Origin of the sequence: Planotetraspora phitsanulokensis, from assembly GCF_016863295.1 — a bacterium.
GTDB classification, from domain to species: domain Bacteria; phylum Actinomycetota; class Actinomycetes; order Streptosporangiales; family Streptosporangiaceae; genus Planotetraspora; species Planotetraspora phitsanulokensis.
Genome location: NZ_BOOP01000018.1, coordinates 141,985 through 164,832 on the forward strand (window position 1 = coordinate 141,985; position 22,848 = coordinate 164,832).

At 71.5% G+C, this 22,848-nt stretch carries 16 protein-coding genes; 10 read left to right on the forward strand and 6 right to left on the reverse strand.

Features of this window, described 5'->3' with window-relative positions:
- The first annotated feature begins 54 nt into the window (after positions 1-54).
- Together Pph01_RS19355 and Pph01_RS19360 are read left to right on the forward strand one after the other, a co-directional pair.
- Positions 55-1,443 (forward strand): pectate lyase family protein, encoded by a 1,389-nt coding sequence (locus tag Pph01_RS19355; protein WP_204074519.1) that lies wholly within the window; start codon positions 55-57, stop codon positions 1,441-1,443.
- A gap of 268 nt (positions 1,444-1,711) precedes the next feature.
- Complete coding sequence (locus Pph01_RS19360; protein ID WP_204074520.1) at positions 1,712-5,746, forward strand: discoidin domain-containing protein; 4,035 nt, start codon at positions 1,712-1,714, stop codon at positions 5,744-5,746.
- A 58-nt stretch (positions 5,747-5,804) separates the two neighbouring features.
- Here Pph01_RS19360 and Pph01_RS19365 read toward each other — a convergent pair whose 3' ends face one another.
- Positions 5,805-7,244, reverse strand: a complete 1,440-nt coding sequence (locus Pph01_RS19365) for an aldehyde dehydrogenase (NADP(+)) (RefSeq protein ID WP_204074521.1) — start codon at positions 7,242-7,244, stop codon at positions 5,805-5,807.
- Position 7,245: 1 nt separating this feature from the next.
- Positions 7,246-8,046 carry an NAD-dependent epimerase/dehydratase family protein gene (locus Pph01_RS19370; RefSeq protein WP_239116841.1) on the reverse strand — a complete coding sequence of 267 codons (801 nt, stop codon included), beginning with the start codon at positions 8,044-8,046 and terminating at the stop codon, positions 7,246-7,248.
- Between the two features lie 243 nt (positions 8,047-8,289).
- On the opposite strand from Pph01_RS19370, the gene Pph01_RS19375 reads away from it, so the two are divergent.
- Genes Pph01_RS19375 through Pph01_RS19395 form a run of 5 tightly spaced genes read left to right on the forward strand, consistent with a single transcriptional unit; the run spans position 8,290 to position 16,411 of the window.
- Positions 8,290-9,195, forward strand: a complete 906-nt coding sequence (locus Pph01_RS19375) for a 5-dehydro-4-deoxyglucarate dehydratase (protein WP_204074522.1) — start codon at positions 8,290-8,292, stop codon at positions 9,193-9,195.
- Positions 9,189-10,448 (forward strand): glucarate dehydratase family protein, encoded by a 1,260-nt coding sequence (locus tag Pph01_RS19380; protein ID WP_204074523.1) that lies wholly within the window; start codon positions 9,189-9,191, stop codon positions 10,446-10,448. The genes Pph01_RS19375 and Pph01_RS19380 overlap by 7 nt, the downstream gene beginning before the upstream one ends.
- Complete coding sequence (locus Pph01_RS19385; protein ID WP_204074524.1) at positions 10,445-11,575, forward strand: hypothetical protein; 1,131 nt, start codon at positions 10,445-10,447, stop codon at positions 11,573-11,575. Before Pph01_RS19380 ends, Pph01_RS19385 begins: the two co-directional genes overlap by 4 nt.
- A gap of 15 nt (positions 11,576-11,590) precedes the next feature.
- Entirely contained in the window at positions 11,591-14,836 is a 3,246-nt protein-coding gene (locus Pph01_RS19390) for an AfsR/SARP family transcriptional regulator (protein WP_204074525.1), read from the forward strand.
- A 30-nt stretch (positions 14,837-14,866) separates the two neighbouring features.
- Positions 14,867-16,411, forward strand: a complete 1,545-nt coding sequence (locus Pph01_RS19395; RefSeq protein WP_204074526.1) for a DHA2 family efflux MFS transporter permease subunit — start codon at positions 14,867-14,869, stop codon at positions 16,409-16,411.
- On the opposite strand, the gene Pph01_RS19400 is transcribed toward Pph01_RS19395, so the two are convergent.
- The 4 genes from Pph01_RS19400 to Pph01_RS19415 all read right to left on the reverse strand — a co-directional run bounded on the left by Pph01_RS19400 (position 16,404) and on the right by Pph01_RS19415 (position 20,298).
- Positions 16,404-16,916 (reverse strand): DUF402 domain-containing protein, encoded by a 513-nt coding sequence (locus tag Pph01_RS19400; protein WP_239116842.1) that lies wholly within the window; start codon positions 16,914-16,916, stop codon positions 16,404-16,406. The two genes, Pph01_RS19395 and Pph01_RS19400, sit on opposite strands and share 8 nt — an antisense overlap.
- A gap of 84 nt (positions 16,917-17,000) precedes the next feature.
- Positions 17,001-18,686, reverse strand: a complete 1,686-nt coding sequence (locus Pph01_RS19405) for a ribonuclease J (RefSeq protein WP_204074527.1) — start codon at positions 18,684-18,686, stop codon at positions 17,001-17,003.
- A 224-nt stretch (positions 18,687-18,910) separates the two neighbouring features.
- Positions 18,911-19,828: a 4-hydroxy-tetrahydrodipicolinate synthase gene (dapA, locus tag Pph01_RS19410; protein ID WP_204074528.1), complete on the reverse strand. Its 918-nt coding sequence runs from the start codon at positions 19,826-19,828 to the stop codon at positions 18,911-18,913.
- 254 nt (positions 19,829-20,082) lie between these two features.
- Positions 20,083-20,298, reverse strand: coding sequence for a hypothetical protein (locus Pph01_RS19415; RefSeq protein ID WP_204074529.1), 216 nt, complete (start codon positions 20,296-20,298; stop codon positions 20,083-20,085).
- Positions 20,299-20,791: 493 nt separating this feature from the next.
- Here Pph01_RS19415 and Pph01_RS19420 point away from each other — a divergent pair, with 493 nt between their 5' ends.
- The 3 genes from Pph01_RS19420 (at position 20,792) to Pph01_RS19430 (ending at position 22,835) form a co-directional block, all read left to right on the forward strand.
- Positions 20,792-21,529, forward strand: coding sequence for a GntR family transcriptional regulator (locus Pph01_RS19420; RefSeq protein WP_204074530.1), 738 nt, complete (start codon positions 20,792-20,794; stop codon positions 21,527-21,529).
- Positions 21,530-21,581: 52 nt separating this feature from the next.
- The gene (locus tag Pph01_RS19425) at positions 21,582-22,265 is read left to right on the forward strand and encodes a JAB domain-containing protein (RefSeq protein WP_204074531.1); all 684 of its coding nucleotides are present in this window, start codon (positions 21,582-21,584) and stop codon (positions 22,263-22,265) included.
- Positions 22,266-22,352: 87 nt separating this feature from the next.
- Positions 22,353-22,835 (forward strand): GntR family transcriptional regulator, encoded by a 483-nt coding sequence (locus tag Pph01_RS19430; RefSeq protein WP_204074532.1) that lies wholly within the window; start codon positions 22,353-22,355, stop codon positions 22,833-22,835.
- Positions 22,836-22,848 lie beyond the last annotated feature (13 nt).

The following is a 22,848-nucleotide window of genomic DNA, read 5'->3' on the forward strand; positions in this document are numbered from 1 at the left end:
GATAGGCGACGATCGCGGGAGCCGGCCCCGGGCCACCGGAAACGGAGTCAGCTCATGCGCAACACCACCCTCCTCCTGTCGGCCCTCCTGGCACTCGCGACCGCAGCGCCGGCCGGGGCGGCCGCGGCGACGACCGGCGCCGTCGACGCCTCAGGCACGGCTCGCATCGCCGGTACTGCCGGCACGGCACACGGCGGCGACACGTCGCACGGCGGCGGGCCATCTCACGGCGGCGGACCGGCGCATGGTGCCGGGCTCGGCCGCCAGACCCTGCCCGCGAACGACGGATGGGCGTCCGCGGGAACGGGGACGACCGGCGGGGCCGCGGCGCCACCGGCGAACGTCCACACCGTCACCACCCGCGCGCAACTCGCGGCGGCGCTCGCCACTCCCGGCCCCCGGATCATCTACGTCAAGGGCAGCCTCGACAGCGGCAAGACGTGCGCCGACTACGCGACCGGCGGATACACGCTCGCGGGCTACCTCGCGGCCTACGACCCGGCCGTCTGGGGGCGGGACGCCGAGCCGTCCGGGCCCCTCGAGGACGCCAGGGCCGCCTCGGCGGTGAACCAGACCGCCCACATCAAGCTGAAGGTGCCGTCGGACACCACGATCGTCGGGCTGCCCGGCGCGACCATCCGGCATCTCAACCTGCACGTCGACAAGGCCGACAACGTCATCATCCGCAACATCCGGTTCGAGGACGCCGCCGACTGCTTCCCCCAGTGGGACCCCACGGACGGTGAGACGGGCAACTGGAACTCGCTCTACGACAACATCTCCGTGACCGGCTCGACGCACGTCTGGGTGGACCACAACACCTTCACCGACGGGGCCAACCCCGACTCGGCCCAGCCGCTCTACTTCGGCCGGCCGTACCAGGTGCACGACGGGCAGACGGACATCACCAACGGCTCCGACTTCGTGACCGTGTCGTGGAACGAGTTCTCCGGGCACGACAAGACCATGCTGATCGGCTCGACGAACAACCCGGCGGCCGACACCGGGAAGCTCAGCGTGACCGTGCACCACAACCACTTCTCCGACACGCTCCAGCGGCTGCCCCGGGTGCGGTTCGGGAAGGTCCACGTGTACGACAACTACTACGAGGTGCCCGACGCCGCCACGTTCGTGTACGCGATCGGCGTCGGCGTGCAGTCCCAGATCGTCGCGGAGAACAACTACTTCCGGCTGAGCCGCGCCGTCGACCCAGCGGGCCTGCTCTACGACTGGGGCGGCACCACGCTCACCGCGCGCGGCAACCTGCTGCGCGTCGGCGGCAAGGAGCGGCCGATCGACCTCGTCGGCGTCTACAACGCGGCCCACGACCCCGATTTCGGCGCCGACGCCGGGTGGACACCGACGCTGCACACCCGGATCGACCCCGCGAACACCGTCAGGCGCGAGGTGTCCCGTCACGCGGGCGCGGGTCACCTGTCCTGACCCCAACCCGGCAGGACCCGCCCAACCCGGCGTGATCATGCACAGGTTCGGGCCGTGCATGATCACGACCGGAGATTGCTCTGGTCAAGCGGCAACTCGGCGAACCCGTGCATGATCACGCACCAGGGGGACGCCGGCAGGGCGCACGGTAGGCGAATCCGTGCATGATCACAGCCGGAGGTTACGGCCAGAGGATCGGGGGCGGAGATCTTGACAACCATGGGCCGCATCGGCAGATTGACAACGTTGTCATCCCCTGGGAGCCATGATGTCCGAGTTGTCATCCGTTTCACGCCGCACCTTCCTGTCGGCCGGGGCCACCCTTCTCGCCTCGTTCGGCGTGGCCGCGGCCGTGCCCGGCGCGGCCGAGGCCGCGGCTACCTCACCCGCCGGGCCCACGCCCGGCCTTCCGGGCGCCGACCTCGCCCTCCACCGACCGGTCACGGTGTCGTCCACGGACTACGCCCCGACGCCGGGCGCCTTCGCCGTGGACGGGCTGCCGCAGGTCGGCGTGCGCGGCAGCGGCTGGCGCGCCGCGCAGGGCGATCCGCAGTGGATCTCGATCGACCTGCAGGCGCCGTGCCGGATCGAGGCCGTCACCCTGGTCTTCGAGGCCACCCTCGCCGACGGGCCGTTCAACGGGAACTACTCCGACACCGACGGCGACGAGATCCGGTCGAGCGCAGCCGTCGCGTACCGGCTGGAGGTCTCGTCCGACAACCGCACGTGGCACACGGTCTACGAGACCACCGACGGCCGGGGCGGCGTCGAGGCGATCAAGCTGCCGGAGCCGGTCGTCGCCCGGTGGATCCGGATGACCGCGACGAAGCGGTCCAACAGCAACCCGGTGGGCCTCAACGGCTTCCAGGTGTACGGCACGGCCACCAAGCAGCAGCCGCCCGCCCGCGGCTGGACCGACTGGAGCGGCGGCGACCGGCCCGCGCCCGCGCTCACCGTCGCCGCCGACGGCACGGTGCCGCTGGAGTCCGGCTGGTCGCTCACCATGGACGATTTCGCCGGCACCGACGACGGCGCCGCCCTGTCCGCGGGCGGCGTCGACGTCCGGTCCTGGCTGCCCGCCACCGTCCCCGGCACGGTGCTCGGGTCGCTCGTCGACCAGGGTCACCTGCCCGACCCGGTGTCCGGCTACAACAACATGCGGATCCCGGAGGCCCTGTCGCGCCACTCCTGGTGGTACCGGCGGGCGTTGCGGCTGCCGAAGGGGCTCGACACCTCGGCCGGCCGGCGGATCTGGCTCGAGTTCGACGGGATCAACCACGAGGCGACGACCTGGGTGAACAGCGTAAACGTCGGCACCGTGGCCCACCCGTTCGCCCGGGCCGCGTTCGACGTCACGGACGCACTGAAGGGCCACACCGAGCACGTCGTCGCGGTGCACGTCACCCCGATGCCGCACCCCGGCACTCCGGGCGACAAGGGCGCGGACGGCAACACGTTCCTCCAGTCCGCCCACCACTACCTCGACTCGCCGACGTACCTCGCGGTGTCGGGATGGGACTGGATGCCCGCCGTACGTGACCGGGTCACGGGCATCTGGAACCACGTCCGGCTGCGCAGCACGGGCGTGGCCGTCATCGGAGACCCGCACGTCACCACGAAGCTGCCCGGCCTGCCCGACACGGGCACAGCGGAGATCACCATCGCCGTGCCGGTGCGCAATGTGGCCGGCACCGCGACCGCCGTGACGGTGCGGGCGTCCTTCGGCAAGGTCGACGTCCAGACGAAGGTGACCGTCCCGGCTGGGGAGACCACGACGGTGACGTTCACGCCGGACCGCTTCTCCGCCCTCAAGCTGAAGAACCCCGAGCTCTGGTGGCCCAACGGCTACGGCGACCCCACGCTGCACGACCTGCGCCTCACGGCCACCGCGGGCGGCGAGGTCAGCGACCGGCGCGACCTCCGCTTCGGCATCCGCGAGTTCGGCTACGACTGGGACCAGCCCATCGTCGTGTCGCCGCCCGGGAAGCCGCCGCTGGAGTTCACCGGCGACCGCGCGACGCAGACGGTCACGTTCGACCGGCAGCACGCCCAGCACGTCCGCATCCAGGCCGGCAAGCGCGCGACCGGCTGGGGCGTGTCGATGTGGTCGTTGTCGGTTGCCGACGGCGCCGGCGCGGACCTGGCCCTGCACAAGACCGCCACGGCGTCCTCGACGGACGGCAACGGGCCCGGCAACGCCGTCGACGGCGACGACGGGACCCGCTGGTCGTCGGCGTACCAGGACGATCAGTGGATCCAGGTCGACCTCGGCGCCCCGGTGGACTTCGACCGGGTCACCATCGTGTGGGAGCAGGCGTTCGCGCTGGACTACCGCGTCCAGGTCTCCGGCGACGGCGACGCCTGGACCGACGTGAAATCGGTGACCAACGACACCCCGATCGGCAACACCGCGACCCAGGTGGAGACGTTCCCGTCGCAGACCGCGCAGCATGTGCGCATCCAGGCAGGCAAGCGCGCCACCCAGTGGGGCGTCTCGATGTGGACGCTCTCGGTGCAACGCCAGGCCGACCCGTCCGTCGACCTGGCACTGAACAAGACCGCGCGCGCGTCCTCCTCGGAGAACGACACCAACGTGGCCGCCAACGCCGTGGACGGCAACCCGCGCACCCGCTGGGCGTCCGCGTACCAGGACGACCAGTGGATCCAGGTCGACCTCGGCACCCCGGTGGAGTTCGACCAGGTCACCATCGCCTGGGAGCAGGCCTACGCCCGCGACTTCGTCATCCAGGTCTCCCACGACGGGGACAAGTGGACCGACGTGAAATCGGTGAACAACGCCGTCCGTCAGCTGAAGATCAGCGTGAACGGCGTGCCGGTCTTCTGCCGGGGCGGCAACTGGGGCTGGGACGAACTGCTGCGCCGGGTGCTCCCGCACCGACTGGCGGACACCGTCGAGATGCACCGCGACATGAACTTCACGATGATCCGCAACTGGCTGGGCAGCAGCAACCGCGAGGAGCTCTACCAGGCCTGCGACGAGCAGGGCATCCTCGTGTGGAACGACTTCTGGCAGGCGGGGCAGTTCCTGCCGAACCCGCCCGGCTACGTCGACATCGCCGCCGACACGATCCGCCGGTTCCGGCACCACCCGAGCATCGTGGTGTGGTGCGGCGCCAACGAGGGCGACCCGCCTCCGATCGTCGACGCGGGGCTGAAGCAGGCGGCCGCGGACGAGAACCCCGAGATCCTCTACATCCCCAACTCCGCGGGCGGCATCGTCAGCGGGCACGGCCCGTACCGGTGGATCGACCCGCCGACCTACAACGACAAGAACACCTACGACACGGGCGCGTTCGGATTCCACACCGAGATCGGCATGCCGGTGGTGCCGGTGGTCGAAAGTATGCGCAACCTGGTCGGCGACGAGCCCGGCTGGCCGATCGGCGAGGTGTGGAACTACCACGACTGGTCGACCATCGGTAACCAGCACACCGACACCTACCTGGCCGCGATCGACGACCGGCTCGGCGCGTCCGCCTCGCTCGAGGAGTTCGCCACGCGGGCGCAGTTCGTCAACTACGAGAGCCACCGCGCCATGTTCGAGGCGTGGAACGCCAACCTGTGGCAGGACGCCACCGCCCTGCTGCTGTGGATGTCGCATCCCGCCTGGCACAGCACGGTGTGGCAGACGTACGACTACGACCTCGACGTGAACGGCGCCTACTACGGCGCGCGCAAGGGCTGCGAGCCGCTGCACGTTCAGGCCGACCCCGGCACGTGGCAGGTCCGCGTCGTGAACCACACCACCGCGGCGCTCACCGGCGCCACGGTCACCGCGAGGCTCTACGACCTGGACGGCAGGCAGCTGGGCAAGGCCCAGAGCCGGCGGGTGGACGTCGCCAGGTCGGCGACGTCGGCCGTCTTCGCCCTCACCGCGCCGGAGGGGGTCCCGCTGCACCTGGTCCGCCTCGAACTGCGCGACGGCCGCGACCGTCTGCTGTCGGAGAACACCTACTGGCGGTACGAGCAGGCGCAGGACATGCGGGCGCTCACCGGCATGCCGCGCACCAGGCTGTCGGTGTCGGCCACCGACCCGCGCTCGTCCGGCGGGCGTGACGCACTCATGGCGACGGTCGCCAACCGGGGCCGTTCGGTCGCCGCGCTGGTCCGGCTGAGCGTGCGCGACTCCCATGGCGAACGGGTGCTGCCGGCCCGGTACGACGACAACTACTTCTGGCTGCTGCCCGGCGAGACGCGCCGGGTGGAGGTCTCGTGGCCGTCGCGCGGGGACCGGCCGCACGGGGTCCACGTGTCGGCGCAGGCCTACAACTCGGCCGACTAGGAGTGGCGCCCTTCTCCCCGGTCCGGCCGAGGACCGGGGAGAAGACGCTTGGACGGCGTCAGGCGCGCAGGCGGCCGTCCACACGCTGGGGGACTCCGAGCGGGTTCCCGTCCTGCAACTCGGGCGGCAGCAGGGCGGCCGGCCAGTCCTGGTAGGCCACCGGGACCAGCCACCGCCTGATCGCGGCCGCCCCGACCGAGGTGTGGGCGGGGGCGGTGGACGCGGGCCAGGGGCCGCCGTGGTGCATGGCCCAGGTGACGGCGACCCCGGTCGGCCAGCCGTTCCAGATGAGGCGTCCCGCGAGCCGCCGGAGGACCTGCACGACGGCGCCGGCCTCCTTGGGCGCGGCTCCCGGCCCGGCGTGGACGGTGGCCGTCAGTGAGCCCGGCAACCGCCGAAGTACGGCAGGCAGATCGGATGGGTCACGATATTTCACGACTATCGCGGCGGGGCCGAAGCACTCCTCCCCCAGCTCGGGCAGCCCGTCAGCGAAGGCCTCCAGCGGAACGGAGAAGACCTGGGGGGTCACCGCGTCCGGCGCCGTTCCGGCGGCACCGGACGACAGCCTGGCCACACCCGGTCGTCCGGCCAGCCGGTCGGCCGCGCGGAGGAATCCGTCATGGATCTTGGCGGTGAGCATCCGGCCGCCGGTCGTCGCGGCGACCGCGTCCCCGATCGCCCGCTCGAACGCACCCGCGTCCCCCTCCCGGCCCTCGGGCACGAAGACCAGCCCGGGGTTGGTGCAGAACTGCCCCACGCCCAGCGTCAGCGACGCGGCGAACCCCGCCGCCACGGTGGCCGGATCCGCCGAGGGCAGCACGATCACCGGGTTGACGCTGCCGAGCTCCCCGTAGAAGGGGATCGGGTCCGGCCGCTGGTCGATCAGCCCCTTGACGGCCGTGCCGCCCGCGAGCGAGCCGGTGAAGCCGACCGCCGTCACGAGCGGATGCCGGACCAGCGGCCCGCCCGCCTCGAAACCGTGCACGAGCCCGAGGAGGTCGGGATCCGGCAGGGCCTGCCGTACGACGGAGGCGGTCAGGTCCGAGGTCCGCGGGTGGCCCTCGTGCGCCTTGACCACGACGGCGCAGCCCGCCGCGAGGGCCGAGACCGTGTCGCCGCCCGCCACCGAGAACGCGAACGGGAAGTTGCTCGCCGCGAAAACCGCCACGACCCCGATCGGCTGGTTCATCCGGCGCACGTCGGGGAGGGGAGGCGTGGCGTCCGGATCCGCGTGGTCGATGACGGCCTCGGCCGAGCCTCCGTCCCGCAGGACCTCGGCGAACAACCGGAACTGCGAGGCGGTCCGCCCGATCTCGCCGCGCAATCGCACCTCGCCGAGGTGGGTCTCGGCGTCGGCGACCGGCCACAGTTCGTCCAGATTCTTCAGCAGCGCGTCGGCGACGCCCTCGAGGATCGCCGCGCGCTCCGCGGCCGGGGTGGCCCGCCACTTCGCCCCCGCCGCGTCCGCCCGTTCCACCACCGTGTCGATGCCGGTCATGTCAGCTCTCCCGTGTGAGGTTGTCGGCGTCGAGCGCCGGTCCGCAGAAACGCCCGCCCAGCAGAGCGTGCTCGATGCTCTCCGGATCGGGCTCGCCCAGCTCGGCGATGAGGCCCGGCGCGTAGACCTCGGCGTCGTCCTTGGGCTCGTAGCCGATGGCCCGGCCCTCCTCCAGCGACCACCAGCCGCGGGTGTTGGCGGACACGCCCCAGACCACGTGGTAGCCGTCGGCGGCCAGCGACGCCTCGGCGAGCCGGGCGCAGTCGTCGGGCGACAGCCAGGTGGACAACATGCGCAGGTCCCTCGGACGTTCGAAGCACGACCCGATGCGCAGGCACGTCACCGCCATGCCGTACCTGTCGTGGTAGAGGGAGCCGAGCGCCTCCTTGGTCACCTTGCTGACGCCGTAGTAGGTGTCCGGGCGCGGGAACAGGTAGTCAGGGGCCTCCGCCTCCCGGGGGTGGAAGCCGACCGCGTGGTTGCTGCTCGCCAGCACGACGTGCCGGACGCCGGCCTTCCTGGCGGCCTCGAGCACCACGTACGTGCCGTTGATGTTGATCTCCAGGATGTCCTGCCAGGGTTGCTCCACGCTGTGCCCGCCGAGGTGCAGGACGGCGTCGACGCCGTCCATCGCCTCCTCCATGGCCCGGGGATCGGTCACGTCGGCCGTGACCGCCTCCTCGCCCTCACCGGGCTCGACCGCGACGAGGTCGAGCAGGCGCACGACCCGTCCCTCGCGGGCCAGCCGGGGGCGCAGAAGGGTGCCGACGCCGCCGGCGGCTCCCGTCATGAGAATTCGCATGGTTCTCCCGTCCGACGTCGGTTCCGCCGCGCCGGGGCCTCGTCGGCCCGTCGCGGCGGCCTCACCCGTAGTCTCCATCTGCCAGATATCAGCATTTATGTCCGCTTATTTGGGGAATCTTGACACCGTTAGTACCGATTCTTACAGTTGCCGACGGTGGTTCACAATCCTGACTCTGATTCATATATATGAACAGCGCCAGGCTTGCGCCGACGGTGACAGTTACGAAGATTGCGTGGATTGATGCGTCTCGATGGTGTCTTGTTCTTCCCGGTCACTCCTTTCACCGCCGACGGCGCACTCGACGAGGAGGCGCTGCGCCGGCATGTCGCGGACGGCGTGCGCGCGGGCGCCGGAGGGGTCTTCGCGGCCTGCGGCACCGGCGAGTTCCACGCCCTGAGCCCGGAGGAGTACGAACGCGTGGTGCGGGTCGCAGTCGAGGCGACCTCGGGGCGCGTCCCCGTGTTCTCCGGCGCCGGAGGTCCGCTACCGTTCGCGCGGGCGTGCGCCGAGGCCGCCGCCCGGGCCGGCGCGGACGGCCTGCTGGTGTTCCCGCCGTACCTGGTGTCCGCTCCCCCCGCCGGCCTGGTGGGCTACGTCCGCCGAGTCTGCGCGGTCACGGACCTTCCGGCGATCGTCTACCAGCGCGGCAACGCGGTGTTCACCCCCGACACGGCGGCCGAGCTCGCCCTAGAGCCGAACATCGTGGGGTTCAAGGACGGCCTCGGCGACCTCGACCGGCTGCAGCGGATCGTCCTGGCCGTACGGCAGGTCGCCGGCCGCGACTTCGCGTTCTTCAACGGGATGCCCACGGCGGAGATGACCGTCCCCGCCTACCGGGGACTCGGAGTGAACCTCTACTCCTCGGCCGCCTTCTGCTTCGTGCCCGAGGTCGCGCTGGCCTTCCACCGGGCTGTCACCGAAGGGGACGAGGCCCTGACGGAACGGCTGCTCGCCGAGTTCTACCGCCCACTCGTCGAGCTCCGCGATCTCGTGCCGGGGTACGCTGTCGCGCTGGTCAAGGCGGGGGTCGCGCTGCGCGGGCTCGACGTGGGCGGGGTCCGGCCGCCCCTGGTCGACGCGGCGCCCCGCCACGTCGACCGGCTCGAACGCCTCATCAAGAGGGGATTGGAGATCGTCGAATGCTGATCCGCGAGGTCACCGTCACACCGGTCGCCTTCAGGGATCCCCCGCTGCTCAACGCGGCGGGCGTGCACGAACCCTGGGCGCTGCGCACGATCGTCGAGGTGGTCACCGACGAGGGCGTCACGGGGCTGGGCGAGACCTACGGCGACCTCGACCACCTGGCCAAGACGCGGACGGCCGCGCGGTCGCTGATCGGGCTCGACCCTTACAACCGGAACGCCGTGTACACGGCCGTGGCCGCCTCCGTCGGCGCCGACGTCGTGACCGACGCGCACGGGCTGACCGGGGCCGCCACCCTGGAGAAGACCGTCGACCGGGTGTTCTCCCCGTTCGAGGTGGCGTGCCTCGACATCCAGGGCAAGGCCGCGGGACGGCCCGTCGCCGACCTGCTGGGCGGCAGGGTCAGGGACGCCGTGCCGTACAGCGCGTATCTCTTCTACAAGTGGGCCGCGCACCCGGACGGGCCCGACGACGCGTTCGGGGCGGCGCTCGACCCCGCCGGGCTCGTCGAGCAGGCCCGCCTGCTGGTCGGCCGGTACGGCTTCCGCTCGATCAAGGTGAAGGGCGGGGTGTTCCCTCCCGCCGAGGAGATCGAGGCCGTGCTGGCCCTGCGCGAGGCCTTCCCCGAGCACCCCCTGCGGCTGGACCCGAACGCGGCCTGGAGCATGGACACCTCGATCGAGGTCGGCCGGGCGCTCGACGGCGTCCTGGAGTACCTGGAGGACCCCACCGGCGGCATCGACGGCATGGCGGCCGTCGCGCCGCACGTCCCCATGCCCCTGGCGACGAACATGTGCGTCGTCACGCCGGAGCACCTCCCCCCGGCGATCCGGCAGGGGGCGATCGGCGTGCTGCTCCTGGACCACCACTACTGGGGCGGGCTCGTGAAGTCCTCCCACATCGCCACGTTGTGCACGACCTTCGGCATCGAGCTGTCGATGCACTCCAACTCCCATCTGGGGATCAGCCTGGCCGCGATGACGCACCTGGCCGCCGCCACACCGGCGGTCACCCACGCCTGCGACACCCACACCCCGTGGCAGGACGGCCAGGACGTGGTGGCGCCCGGCGCGCTGCGTTTCGTGGACGGAGCCGTCCCCGTGCCGGACGGCCCGGGACTCGGCGTCGAACTCGACCGGGACGCCCTCGCGGTCATGAACGAGCAGTATGAGAAGTGCGGGGTACGCTCCCGCGACGACACGTCGTACATGAAGCGCTTCCACCCGACCTTCTCCCCCCGGAGGCCACGCTGGTGAACGTCATCTATGCCTATCCCTGGGACCTCGTCGGCGACGACGCCGCCGCCGGACGCCTCAAGGCACTCGGCGCCGACGCCGTGGCGCTGGCCGCCTCCTACCACACGACCAGGGCGGCAACCCCGATGCATCCCGCCCATCGCCTGGTCGACGCCCTGCACTCCGCGTGTTACGTCCCGGTCCGGGAGGAGGCGTGGAAGGGCAACCGCCTGGTCCCCGGCACGCCCTCCTGGATGACGTCCGCCGACCCGTTCGGCGAGGCCCGCGACGCCCTGCGGGCCGAGGGCCTCGCGGTCCACGCCTGGACGGTGCTCACGCACAACTCGCTGCTCGGCTCGGCCAACCCCGACCTCGTCGTCAGGAACGCCTTCGGAGAGCCCTACCGGTACGCGCTCTGCCCGGCGTCGGGCGACGTGCGCGAGTACTGCCGGACGCTGGTCCACGAGATCGTCGAGCTCGGCGCGCCCGACGCGCTGATCCTCGAGGCCTGCGGCGCGCTGGGCTTCCGCCACGGCGGCCACCACGAGAAGACCGACGGGACCGACTGGTCCGCCGCCCAGCTCGCCCTGCTGTCCCTGTGCTTCTGCGCGGCGTGCGTCACCCGCTACGAGTCGGCCGGCCTCGACGTCACCGTGCTGCGCTCGAGGGTGCGGGCGGCCGTCGACCGCGACCCTCGGTCCGTGACGTCGGTCGAGGAGGCCCTCGGCGACATGGCGGACGCCGTACGGGATCTGCGGACGGGGCTGGCGGGCGAGTTGCGCGACCTGCTCCTCGCGGAGGCCCGGTCGACACGGCCGGGCATGCCCGTCACCCTGCACGCGAACGCCGACCCGTGGGCGACCGGGCCCTTCGCGACCGTGCCCGCGGGGGTCGACGCCGACGTGCTCGTGGGCAACTGCTGGAACGCCCTCGAGGTCGACGAGGCCGGCCTGCGTGCGCTCGGACGGCTCGGCCCGCGCGTCGGCGCCTATCTGCTGGCGCTTCCTCCGCGGCCCGCGGACGCGGAGGCCCTGTCGTGGCTGGCCGACGCCTACACCGCGGCCGGAGCCGAGGAGATCCACTGGTACCACGGCGGCCTCGCCTCGTCCGCCCGGCTGGAAGCGATCTCCGCGACCATCGCCCGGTGAGCGACAATCTCTGTCATGCGGTTCGGCATCCTCGGCCAGACAGAGGCCTGGCTCGACGACGAGCGCCCGGTCTCCATCGGGGGACCGGGCCTTCGTGCGCTTCTCGGACTGCTGCTCCTCGGCGCGGGCCGGGTGGTCACCGGCGAGCGCCTGATCGACGGCCTCTACGGCGCCGAACCTCCGGCGAGCGCCACCAACGCCCTCCAGGCCCAGGTCTCCCGGTTACGCCAGCAGATCGGCGACCTCGTGGTGCGTCACCCGGCCGGCTACCGCCTCGCCGTCGACCCCGACGACGTCGACGCGCTCCGGTTCGAACGGCTCGCGGCCGAGGGACGGCGTGCCCTGGGGTCCGGCGACCACCACGCGGCGGCGGCGCTCCTGCGTGAGGCACTCGGCCTGTGGCGGGGCCCGGCCCTCGCCGACGTTCCCGACGCGCCGTTCGCCGCGACGGAGGCCGCGCGGCTGGAGGAGCTGCGCCTGGACGCCGCCGAGGACCTCGCGGACGCGGTGCTCGCACTCGGTGAGCACCGCGACCTCCTGCCCGAGCTGCAGCAGCGCGTCACGGCCCATCCGCTGCGCGAACGATCACGCGGCCAGCTCATGCGCGCGCTGTACGCGAGCGGACGGCAGGCGGAGGCGCTGACGGCCTTCGAGGACGCGCGGCGCCGGCTCGCCGACGAGCTGGGCGCCGACCCCTCGCCGGAACTGGCCGCGCTCCACCTGGCCGTGCTCCGCTCCGACCCCTCCCTGTCCCCCGCCACGACGGCCCGCCGGTCGATGCCGGCCCAGCTCACGACCATGGTCGGACGGGCGGAGGAGTTGCTGCTCATCGACGCCCTGCTCGACGAGGCGCGGCTGGTCACCCTCACCGGGCCCGGCGGCACCGGCAAGACCCGGCTCGCGGCCGAGGCCGCGGCGCGCCGGCCCGGCGGCGTCTGCTTCGTCGAGCTGGCGCCGCTCGGCGACGGGACGGACGTGCCCCAGGCCGTGCTCGCCGCGCTCGGCCTCCAGGAGACCGGCCTGCTGGCCGGCTCGGCTCCGGGACGGCAGGCGGCGCCTCCCGATCCGCTCGCCCGGCTCGTCGCCGCCCTCAGCGACCGGCCCCCGCTGCTCGTGCTGGACAACTGCGAGCACGTCGTGGAGGAGACCGCCCGGCTCGCCGACCGGCTGTTGGCCGCCTGCCCCGCGCTCCGCGTCCTGGCCACCAGCCGCGAGGCGCTCGGCATCACCGGCGAGCGGCTCTACCCCGTTCCCCCGCTGGCCCTACCGCCCTCGGGAAGCGCCGACGTCGACGCGCTCTCCTACCCGGCGGTCGAGCTGTTCGTGGAGCGCGCCCGCGCCGTGCGGCCCGGGTTCGAACTCGACGCGTCGATCATCGAGGACGTCCTGCGGGTCTGCCGCGCGCTCGACGGGTTGCCGCTCGCCATCGAGCTGGCCGCCGCCCGCCTGCGCTCGATGAGCGCCACCGAGATCGCCGCCCGGCTCGGAGTGGCCGTGCGGGCCGGCGCGGAGACGACGCCGGGAACCGGGGAGGACGCTCCCGCCGACCGGTTCGCCCTGTTGTCGCGCGGAAGCCGTACGGCTCAGCCGCGGCATCGGACGTTGCGCGCGGTGGTCGAGTGGAGCTGGAACCTGCTCGACGACACCGAGCGCGCGCTCGCGCGACGCCTGACGGTCTTCGTCGGCGGAGCGACCCTGAACGGCGCCGAGCAGGTGTGCGGCCTGCCGGACACCGACGGCGTGCTCGCCTCTCTCGTGGAGAAGTCCCTGGTCGAGGTGGTGGGCGACCGCTATCGGATGCTCGACACCATCAGGGCCTTCTGCGCCGAGCGGCTCGTGGAGGCGGGCGAGGAGGAACGGCTCCACGACGCCCACTCCGCGTACCTCCTCCGGTTCGCGGAGACCGCGGACGCCCACCTGCGCCGGTCGGAGCAGCTGGAGTGGCTTCGCCGGCTGGACGACGAGCACGACAACCTGCACGCGGCAGTACGCCGGGCGACCCGCTCGGGTGACACCGCCCGCGCGCTGCGCCTGTTGTCCGCCTCGACCGGATACTGGCTCCTGCGCGGACTGCGGAGCGAGGCCACCGGCCTGGCGAGGGACCTGCTGGCTCGGATCGGGCCGGAGGTCCCGGCCGGGCTCGACGAGGAGTACGCGCTGGCCGCGCTCTTCGCCGTATGGGGCGGCGGTCACGACGCCGGGCTCGGGCCCTCCATGGAGACCGCCCTGCGGCTGGTCGACGGCCGGGAGACGATTCCCCGCCAGCCGTACGTCTTCATGGTCCGCGCGACCGTGGGCGGCCCCCCGGAACGGGGCACCGTGCTCGAGGTCCCGCCCGGCCTGCTCGACGCGGATCCGTGGGTGAGCGCGCTCATCAGCTTCGGCAGCGCGTTCCTCCAGGCCTTCAACGGGCAACTCCAGGAGGCCGAGCGCCAGGTCGTCGCGTCGGTCGCGGCGGTCAGAGGCATCGGCGACCGCTGGCTGCTGGTGACCATGTTGTCGGCCCTCGCCGACCTGGTCACCCTGCGGGGCGACTACGGCGAGGGCGAGGCGATCTGCAACGAGGCGCTGGAGCTCGCCGAACAACTGGGCGCCGTTCTGGACGTGGCCGAGATCCTGTGCCGCCGGGCCGGGGCACGGATCCGGATCGGCGACGAGGCCGGAGCCCGGGCCGACTACGAGCGCGCCGCCGTCCTGGCCCGCCGCGCGGGCGCGCCGGAACTCCTCGCCATCGCGCATCTGGGGCTCGGCGAGATGGCGCGCCTGCGCGGGAACCTCGATCAGGCCCGCTCGCTGTTCGAGACCGCGCTGTCGGAGTGCACCGCGGACTCCTACGGCGCCGAGGAGGCCCGAGCGCGCCTGTTCCTGGCCCTCGGCTGGATCGCGCAGATGGAGGGCGACGCCGCGGAAGCCCTCTCCTGGCACCGGCGCGCACTCGCAACCGTGGTCAGCGACCGGGACCTCTCCCTGGCCGCCCGGGTCGCGGAGGGGCTCGCCGGTGTCGCCCTGCTCCACCACGACGGCGAACGAGCGGCCCTGCTGCTCGGCGTCGGGACGGCCCTGCGGGGCTCGGCGCCCATCGGAGATCCCGACGCCGCCCGGGTGGTCGCCCGCTGCCGCGCGCTCCTCGGCGAGGGCGCCTACGACGACGTCTTCGAGCGTGGCACGCGGCTGACGGCCGAACGGATGACCGCCGTCGCCGGCGCCCCGGAGCCCGCGCTGACCGTCCTCGCAAGGCACCTGTCAGCGTTCGGTGGCTGACTCGTCAGCGCTCGCGGAGACGCTGACGCCATGAACGACACCCGTAAATGGGGCACGCTCGTGATCGCCTGCCTCGCCATGCTGTTGCTGTCCATCGACCTCACCGTCTTGCACCTCGCCGTCCCCAAGCTGGTCGCGAGCCTGAACCCGTCGGCGACCCAGTTGCTCTGGATCGTCGACATCTACGGCTTCGCACTGGCAGGCCTGCTGGTGACCATGGGCAACGTGGGCGACCGGATCGGCAGGAAGCGGCTGCTGCTCATCGGCACCGTCGCCTTCGGCGCCGCGTCCGCGGTGACGGCCTATGCCCCCAGCCCCGGCCTGCTCATCGCGGCCCGGGCCCTGCTGGGCGTCGCCGGGGCGACCATCATGCCGTCGACGTTGTCGCTCATCCGCAACGTCTTCACCGACCCGCGGCAGCGGACCACCGCCGTCGGCATCTGGAGCAGCGTCTCGGCCATCGGCTTCGCCCTCGGGCCGATCATCGGCGGTGCGCTGCTGGACGCGTTCTGGTGGGGATCGGTCTTCCTCATCAACCTGCCGGTCGTCGCGATCATCCTCGTCGCAGGGATGTTCGTGCTGCCGGAGTCGCGCAACCCCCGCCCCGGCCGGATCGACCCGGTCAGCGTCCCGCTCTCGGTGATCGGGGTGCTCGGGCTGGTCTACGCCCTGAAGGAGGCCGCCTACCACGGTGTCGCCGAGGGCTCCGTCGCCGTCTCCGCCGTCGTCGGCCTCGCCGCGCTGGTCGTGTTCGTCAGGCGGCAGACGAAGCTGGCCGAGCCCCTCATCGACGTGCGGCTCTTCCGCCGGCGGTCGTTCTCCGCGGCGGTGGGTGCGGAACTGGTCGCGATGTTCGCCATGCTGGCCATGTCGCTCGTCTTCGCGCAGTACTTCCAGCTGGTCGCCGGTTGGACGCCGCTCGTCGCCGGCCTCGCGGGCATGCCGGGCGGGCTGGCCGGCGGCGTCGGCGGCGCCCTCGCCGGGCCGCTCGTCCAGAAGATCGGGCGGGGGCCGGTCGTCGCCCTGGGCCTGCTCCTGGTCGCCGTCGGGTTCGCGCTGTTCAGCCGGATCGGGGTCGAGGTGAGTTACCCCTATCTCCTCGTCGCCATGATCATCCAGGGTGTGGGCATCGGCTTCACCTTCGCCGTCACCAACGACACCGTCCTCGCGACGGCGCCGAAGGAGCGGGCCGGGGCCGCGGGCGCGATCTCCGAGACCGCCCACGAGATCGGCGGCGCGCTGGGGATCGCCGTTCTCGGCAGCGTGCTCAACACCGCCTACCGCAACGGCCTCGAGCTCCCCGCGGGGGTGCCCGCGGCCGCGGACGGCCAGATCCGCGACACCCTCGGAGGGGCGATCGAGGCCGCCGCCGCGCTGCCCCGTGACCTGGCCGCGGCCGTCACGGGCGCGGCCAGGCAGGCGTTCGTCGACGGCATCCAGGTCACCGTGCTCACGGCGGCGGGGATCCTCGTCTGCCTCGCGGTCGCGACCCTGTTCGCACTGCGCGGAGTGCCCAAGGTGATCCCCGAGCACGAGGAACCCGCCGAACCCGCCGAGCCCGCCGCGGTCAGGTGATCAGTGACAACCACGGGGTGTGCGCGCCGCCGAAAGGGCCGGACGCACGCCCCACGGCGTCCATCAGCCAGGCGGCCGACCGCTCCGCCTGGCCGATGACGTCATTCGGATACGAGTACCGCACCTGGTGCTCGGCGAACTCGTCCTCGTCGTCCAGGTGGAGACGGCCGTCCCGGAACCGGATGACGTCGAGGTCGAGGTCGACCATGCTCACCTCGTCGCCGTGCCATCGCGGCACGGACGTGACGTCGCAGTAGATCTCCATCTCGTGGGGGGCCGCATAGAACACGGCGGTCCACCACGCGTCGCGCGGGAACAGGCCCACGAACGCGTGCACCCACGTCACCGGCGGACGGTATCCCCTCCGGGCCACGGTCCCCGCGGGACAGCCGACCCACACCCCGTGCTCGTCCTCACCGAGCAGCCGCCCTGCATGGTTCCAGTGCAGGCCGCCGCCGTACTTGCGGTAGACGACCCGCACCTCGCCCGTGCTCACCTCAGACATGGGCGGCACGCTATGGCAGCGTCCTGATCGGACGCAACGGCGTCCGCCGTGCGGGGGCCACACCGGAGTGCGGCCCCGGCGGAACTAGACCTCGACGATCACCGGGATGATCATCGGCCGGCGACGGTAGGTGTCGCTGACCCAGCGGCCCACCGTGCGGCGGACCGTGCGGCGGATCTGCATGATGTCCGCCACCCCGGCGGCGGCGACCTCCTGGAGGGCGATCTCGATCTGCGGGATGACCGCGTCGAACGCCTCCGGGTCGATGCCGGACCCGCGCGCGGTGATCTCCGGTCCGCCTGCCAGCTTCCCCGTGGTGGAGTCGACGACGATGACGATGGAGATGAACCCCTCGTCGCCGAGGATGCGACGGTCCTTCAGCGCCACGTCGGTGATGTCGCCGACCGACGTGCCGTCGACGAACACGTAGCCGCAGGGCACCGCCCCGACGATGGAGGCCTTGCCGTCGACCAGGTCGACGACCACTCCGTCCTCGGCGATCACGATGTTCTCCTGCGGGACCCCCGTGAGGCTCGCCAGTTGCGCGTGCGCCCGCAGGTGACGCCACTCCCCGTGAACCGGCATGAAGTTCGACGGCTGCGTGAGGTTCAGCACGTAGAGCAGCTCACCCGCCGCCGCGTGACCCGAGACGTGGACGCGCGCGTTGCCCTTGTGGATGACCTTCGCGCCCCAGCGCGTGAGCCCGTTGATGACCTTGTTGACCGCGGTCTCGTTGCCGGGGACCAGCGAGGACGCCAGCAGCACGGTGTCACCCGCCGCGATCCGGATCGGGTGGTCCCGGTTGGCCATCCGCGACAGCGCCGCCATCGGCTCGCCCTGGGAGCCGGTGCAGATCAGCACCACGTCCTCCGGCGGCCACTCCTCGATCTCCCTGGAGTCGACCAGCAGGCCGGCCGGGATCTTCAGATAGCCGAGGTCGCGGGCCACCCCCATGTTGCGGACCATGGACCTGCCGATGAGGGCCACCTTGCGCCCGTGGGCCTCCGCCGCGTCCATGACCTGCTGAACCCGGTGGATGTGGGAGGCGAAGCTCGCCACGATGATGCGCTTGTCGGCCGTGCGGAACACGTCGTCGATGACCGGCGCGATCTCCCGCTCGCTCGTGACGAACCCGGGCACCTCCGCGTTGGTCGAGTCCGACATCAGCAGGTCGACGCCCTCGGCCCCGAGCCGGGCGAAGCCGCCGAGGTCCGTCAGCCGCCCGTCCATGGGCAACTGGTCCATCTTGAAGTCGCCGGTGTGCAGCACGATTCCCGCGGGCGTGCGGACGGCAACCGCCAGCGCGTCCGGGATCGAGTGGTTCACCGCGAAGAACTCGCACTCGAACGGCCCGAACCGGCGCCGCTCCCCCTCGATGACCTCGGCCTTGACCGGCTGAATCCGGTGCTCGGCCAGCTTGCTCTCGATCAGGCCCAGGGTCAGCCGCGACCCGACCAGCGGGATGTCGACCCGCTCGCGCAGCAGGTACGGCACGGCGCCGATGTGGTCCTCGTGCGCGTGGGTCAGCACGACCGCCTCGACGTCGTCCAGGCGATCCCGGATGTAGTCGAAGTCGGGCAGGATCAGGTCGATGCCCGGCTGGTCGGGCTCGGGGAACAGCACCCCGCAGTCGACGATGAGAAGACGGCCTTCGAACTCGAAGACCGCCATGTTGCGGCCGATCTCCCCCAGACCACCGAGCGCGACGATGCGCAGGCCGTTCTCGGGCACAGGCGGGGGCGGCGCGAGTTCAGGATGCGGGTGGCTCATGAGAGCTCCCTCCCGCGCTCGTGCCGGTGGCTATCTCTGGTATTTCGCTCGCTCATTCGGCTCCATATGACTCACGGATTGTGGACAACGTGCTGAACGCCGCGACCCGGTTCCTTGGGGGGAGGGGACACGGCGCAGGGGCCGGAGCCGGGCTCCGACCGAAGACGATGGGGCGCGGCACCACGAGGGCCGCGCGGTGCGGGACGCGACGCGTCCCGCACGGCTCAGCTGTCGGCAAGTTTGAGACCCCCGGCGATGAGGTCCTCGCGCAGCAGGGCGACCTGCTCCTGGGTGGCGTCGATCAGCGGCAGCCTGACGAAGCCGGCGTCCTGGCCGACCAGCTTCAACGCGGCCTTAACCATGATCGCGCCCTGGGTCCGCTGCATGATGCCGGTGACCACCGGCAGCAACTGACGGTGGACGGCGAGAGCGCCCGCCACGTCACCGGAGCCGTACAGGTCGATCAGCGAGGCCAGCTCGGCGCCCGCGACGTGGCCGACGACGCTGACGGCACCGGCCGCGCCCACCGACAGCCAGGGCAGGTTGAGCAGGTCGTCGCCGGAGTAGAACACCAGGTCCGTCGTGGCCATGACCTGGGACCCCGCGAACAGGTCGCCCTTGGCGTCCTTGACGGCGACGATGCGGGGATGCCGCGCGAGCCGTACCAGGGTCTCGGTCTGGATCGGGACGCCGGAGCGGCCGGGGATGTCGTACAACATCACGGGAAGCCCGGTCGCGTCGGCCACCGCCGTGAAGTGGCGGAACAGACCTTCCTGCGGGGGTTTGTTGTAGTAGGGGGTCACCGCCAACAATCCGTGCGCCCCAGCGCGCTCCGCGGCGCGGGCGAGCTCCACGCTGTGGTGGGTGTCGTTCGTCCCCGCGCCGGCGACCACGCTGGCGCGGTCACCCACGGCTTCGACGACCGCTCGCAGAATGCGGTCCTTCTCCTCGTCCGTGGTGGTGGGGGATTCCCCCGTGGTGCCACTGACGATGAGACCGTCATTCCGTTGCTCGTCCACCAGGTAGGTGGCGAGCCGCTGGACACCCTCGTAGTCGACCGCGCCGTCGGAGGTGAACGGCGTGACCATCGCAGTGAGCATGCGGCCGAAGGGGGCGTCGGAGGTTCCAGTTGGCGATGCCATAGACGGAACGCTACCTGGATCCCGACATGCCCGTGGACCCCGCCACCCCGTTATGTCGAAGTCGTCGCCGCCGCCGCGACACGCGGGACGATGCAGGGCGATCCACATCACACGCGGGCAACGAAAGAGACCGCCGATATGTGCTCGGGGGTACACACATCAGCGGCCTCTACCGGAGAATCGCCGCGTCTTACGCGGGCGTTACACGCTCCTGGCGAGAATTTTTCGCAAGCTCTCGGCGGGGCGGCGGAGCCTCAGCGCGCCTGCCCAAGAATCAGCCTCATCCATAGATCTTCCATGCGGACGGTGATGAGCCGGTCGGTTTCGTGGGCGACCCGACTGTCGAGCTCGCGAATGGTCCGCCGGATGAACAGCAGCCCGCCCGCGTAGCACAACTCGTAGATCGTCGCCATGCAGTCGCAGGTGTGCTTGCGGACCCGCACGCGGTCGCTCCGCCGCGTGTCCTTCAACCACCTGATCTTCTCATGTTCCGGCTGAAGGGGGGCGACGTGGATGCCGTGGTACGGCGGCGCGTCCGTGATCGCCCGGCGGTCACGGGACTTGGCCGAGCCGCGGCCTCTCGACGATGTGCCCCGCGAGACGGAGCGGGCCGCGCCAGACTTCCCAGCCGCGCCAGACTTCCCGGCGGCGCCCGATCGCCCAGTGGAATCCGATCTGCACATGGCGCCCGGCACGGGTCTCCACAGATCGCCTCCGGCGAGATTCCGCCCTTCGACGAGGCTGCCGCGGCCCGGATCGCCCGGCGAGCGCATGCCGTCGTTGATCACTGCGAGATTGCACGAAGAATCCTGAAATTGGGGACCTGACCGTGGAGCACCACATTGGACCATTAGGAGACCTTTCGGCGGGCAAAGTTGGAGCCACAGGCGAGCTTCATTACTCAGGGTTGTCTCGCGAATACGCCAAGATTGGGGTTCCGCCCAGCCCCCGAGGGATGGATTGATGGCCAACTCTGATCCGGTTTACCTGCGCGTAGTCGAGGACCTCCGCCGTCAGATCGTCGATGGCACGCTTCCGCCAGGAGCTCCGATCCCTTCGCGGCATCAGATCACCAGGAAGTACAGCGTCGGCGAGACCGCGGCACGCCACGCACTGCGCGTGCTGGCCCAGGAGGGTCTGATCGTCGGACGGGTGGGCTCGGGCCACCGGGTCCGCGAGAAGCCCACGCTCCTGCCCTCCTACCGGAGCCGCGTTCCCGAACCCCACACCCCGTTCGCCATGGACATGCAGGCCAGCGGCCGGCAGCCGAGCTGGAACTGGCGGAGCGAGCTCGCCGAGGCGCCACCGGAGATCGCGCAACGCCTGCAGCTCAGCCAGTGGAGCCCGGTGATCAGGGTCCGCTTCGTCTTCCGCGGCGACGGGAAGCCGATGCAACTCGCGACGTCCTACGAGCTGATCGAGTTCGGCCAGAGCCAGGCCCCGGAAGAGGGCACGTCCGAGCGCAGGAGCACGGTGTCCCGCATGGCGGCGAACGGCACCAAGATCACGGAGATCAGTGAGAGCGTTCACGTGCGCGTGCCGCAACCGACCGAGAGCGACCTGCTCGAGCTCCCCACCGGAGTGCAGGTTCTGCACGTCGAGCGAACCCACTGGGCCGCGGACCGCCCGGTGGAGACCAGTGACATCGTGATCCCGGGGGACAAGTTCCGCCTGGTCTACGGGATTCCCGTCTCCCTCTGACTGTCGGTGACCGCTGGTACAACCGTTCCGGATCCCCCCTCCGGAGGTGCCGATGCGCGTCAAGGACCTGCCCCCGGCCGACCAGCCTCGTGAACGGCTCCTGAGCTCGGGCGCGACGGCCCTGGCCGATCGGGAGCTGCTCGCCCTGCTGCTCGGCTCGGGCAGCAGGGGCGTCAGCGCCGTCGAGCTCGCCTCCCAGCTCATCGCCCACTGCGGCGATCTCGGCGAACTCTCCCGCTCAGAGGCGCACCGCCTGCTCGCGGTGCCCGGCGTGGGGCCCGCCAAGGCCGCGCGCGTCGCGGCCGCCTTCCATCTCATGCGGCGGGCCCAGGCCGAGCCCGAGCGGGTCCGCGTCCGCTGCACGGCCGACGTCGCGATGGTGGCCGCTCCGCTCCTCCACGGCTGTCCCCGCGAGAAGCTCGTGATCGTGATCTGCGATCCACGCGGGGCGGTGATCAGGCGGACCGTGATCAGCGAGGGCGGCACCGACCACACCTCCGCGCCGGTCCGCGACATCGTGACCACCGTCCTCGTCTCCGGCGGGGCGGCCTTCGCCCTCGCGCACAACCACCCCAGCGGATCCCTCGAACCGAGCGCCGCCGACCTCGACGTCACCACCCGGCTGAGCGAGGCCGCCGAGACCGTCGAGCTGCGGTTCCTCGACCATGTGATCGTCACCGACACCGCCTGGCGCAGGATCACTCTTCCCTCTGACACGGATCGACGATACGTCTAGTTGTATGCTCCCGTCTAGTAGAAAAGTTCGGTCTAAATAGACATAGCCCTACGATTGGCCTCGTTCCGGGTCGCCTATCTTTCGAGCGTGCTCGACCATGACGGTGACACTCATCTGTACGTGCAGATCGCCGAGATCATCCGGCAGCAGATCCTGCGCGGCGACCTCGCGCCCGGACACGCCGTTCCGAGCGAGGCGACGATCCAGAGCGAGTTCGGCGTGGCCAGGACGACCGCACGGCGGGCGTTCCACCTTCTGCGCGAGGAAGGCCTGATCTACACGGTGCAGGGGGAGGGCACGTTCGTCGGCCCTCCGAGCGAGACCGTAAGGGAGCCGCGCCGCACCCCTCTGTACCGGCAGATCGCGAACGACCTCGTCGACCGCATCCGCGGCGGGGACCTGCGCCCCCGCCGCCCCGTCCCGAGCGAGACCACACTGGTCCAGCAGTACGACGTCGCCCGGGAGACCGTGCGCAAGGCGATCGCGGTCCTGCGCGAGGAGGGCTGGATCTACACGGTCCCCCAACGGGGCAGCTTCGTCTCTCCCGAGGACAAGCAGCCCCGCACGTAGACCGCCGGCCGGC

Bases quoted from the DNA above. Each gene is read 5' to 3' on its own strand.
- dapA (WP_204074528.1), bottom strand. From the start codon at position 19,828: ATGGCATCGCCAACTGGAACCTCCGACGCCCCCTTCGGCCGCATGCTC.
- Pph01_RS19365 (WP_204074521.1), bottom strand. From the start codon at position 7,244: ATGACCGGCATCGACACGGTGGTGGAACGGGCGGACGCGGCGGGGGCG.
- Pph01_RS19425 (WP_204074531.1), top strand. From the start codon at position 21,582: ATGCGCGTCAAGGACCTGCCCCCGGCCGACCAGCCTCGTGAACGGCTC.
- Pph01_RS19420 (WP_204074530.1), top strand. From the start codon at position 20,792: ATGGCCAACTCTGATCCGGTTTACCTGCGCGTAGTCGAGGACCTCCGC.
- Pph01_RS19360 (WP_204074520.1), top strand. From the start codon at position 1,712: ATGTCCGAGTTGTCATCCGTTTCACGCCGCACCTTCCTGTCGGCCGGG.
- Pph01_RS19355 (WP_204074519.1), top strand. From the start codon at position 55: ATGCGCAACACCACCCTCCTCCTGTCGGCCCTCCTGGCACTCGCGACC.
- Pph01_RS19380 (WP_204074523.1), top strand. From the start codon at position 9,189: ATGCTGATCCGCGAGGTCACCGTCACACCGGTCGCCTTCAGGGATCCC.
- Pph01_RS19370 (WP_239116841.1), bottom strand. From the start codon at position 8,046: ATGCGAATTCTCATGACGGGAGCCGCCGGCGGCGTCGGCACCCTTCTG.
- Pph01_RS19395 (WP_204074526.1), top strand. From the start codon at position 14,867: ATGAACGACACCCGTAAATGGGGCACGCTCGTGATCGCCTGCCTCGCC.
- Pph01_RS19405 (WP_204074527.1), bottom strand. From the start codon at position 18,686: ATGAGCCACCCGCATCCTGAACTCGCGCCGCCCCCGCCTGTGCCCGAG.
- Pph01_RS19390 (WP_204074525.1), top strand. From the start codon at position 11,591: ATGCGGTTCGGCATCCTCGGCCAGACAGAGGCCTGGCTCGACGACGAG.
- Pph01_RS19375 (WP_204074522.1), top strand. From the start codon at position 8,290: ATGCGTCTCGATGGTGTCTTGTTCTTCCCGGTCACTCCTTTCACCGCC.
- Pph01_RS19400 (WP_239116842.1), bottom strand. From the start codon at position 16,916: ATGTCTGAGGTGAGCACGGGCGAGGTGCGGGTCGTCTACCGCAAGTAC.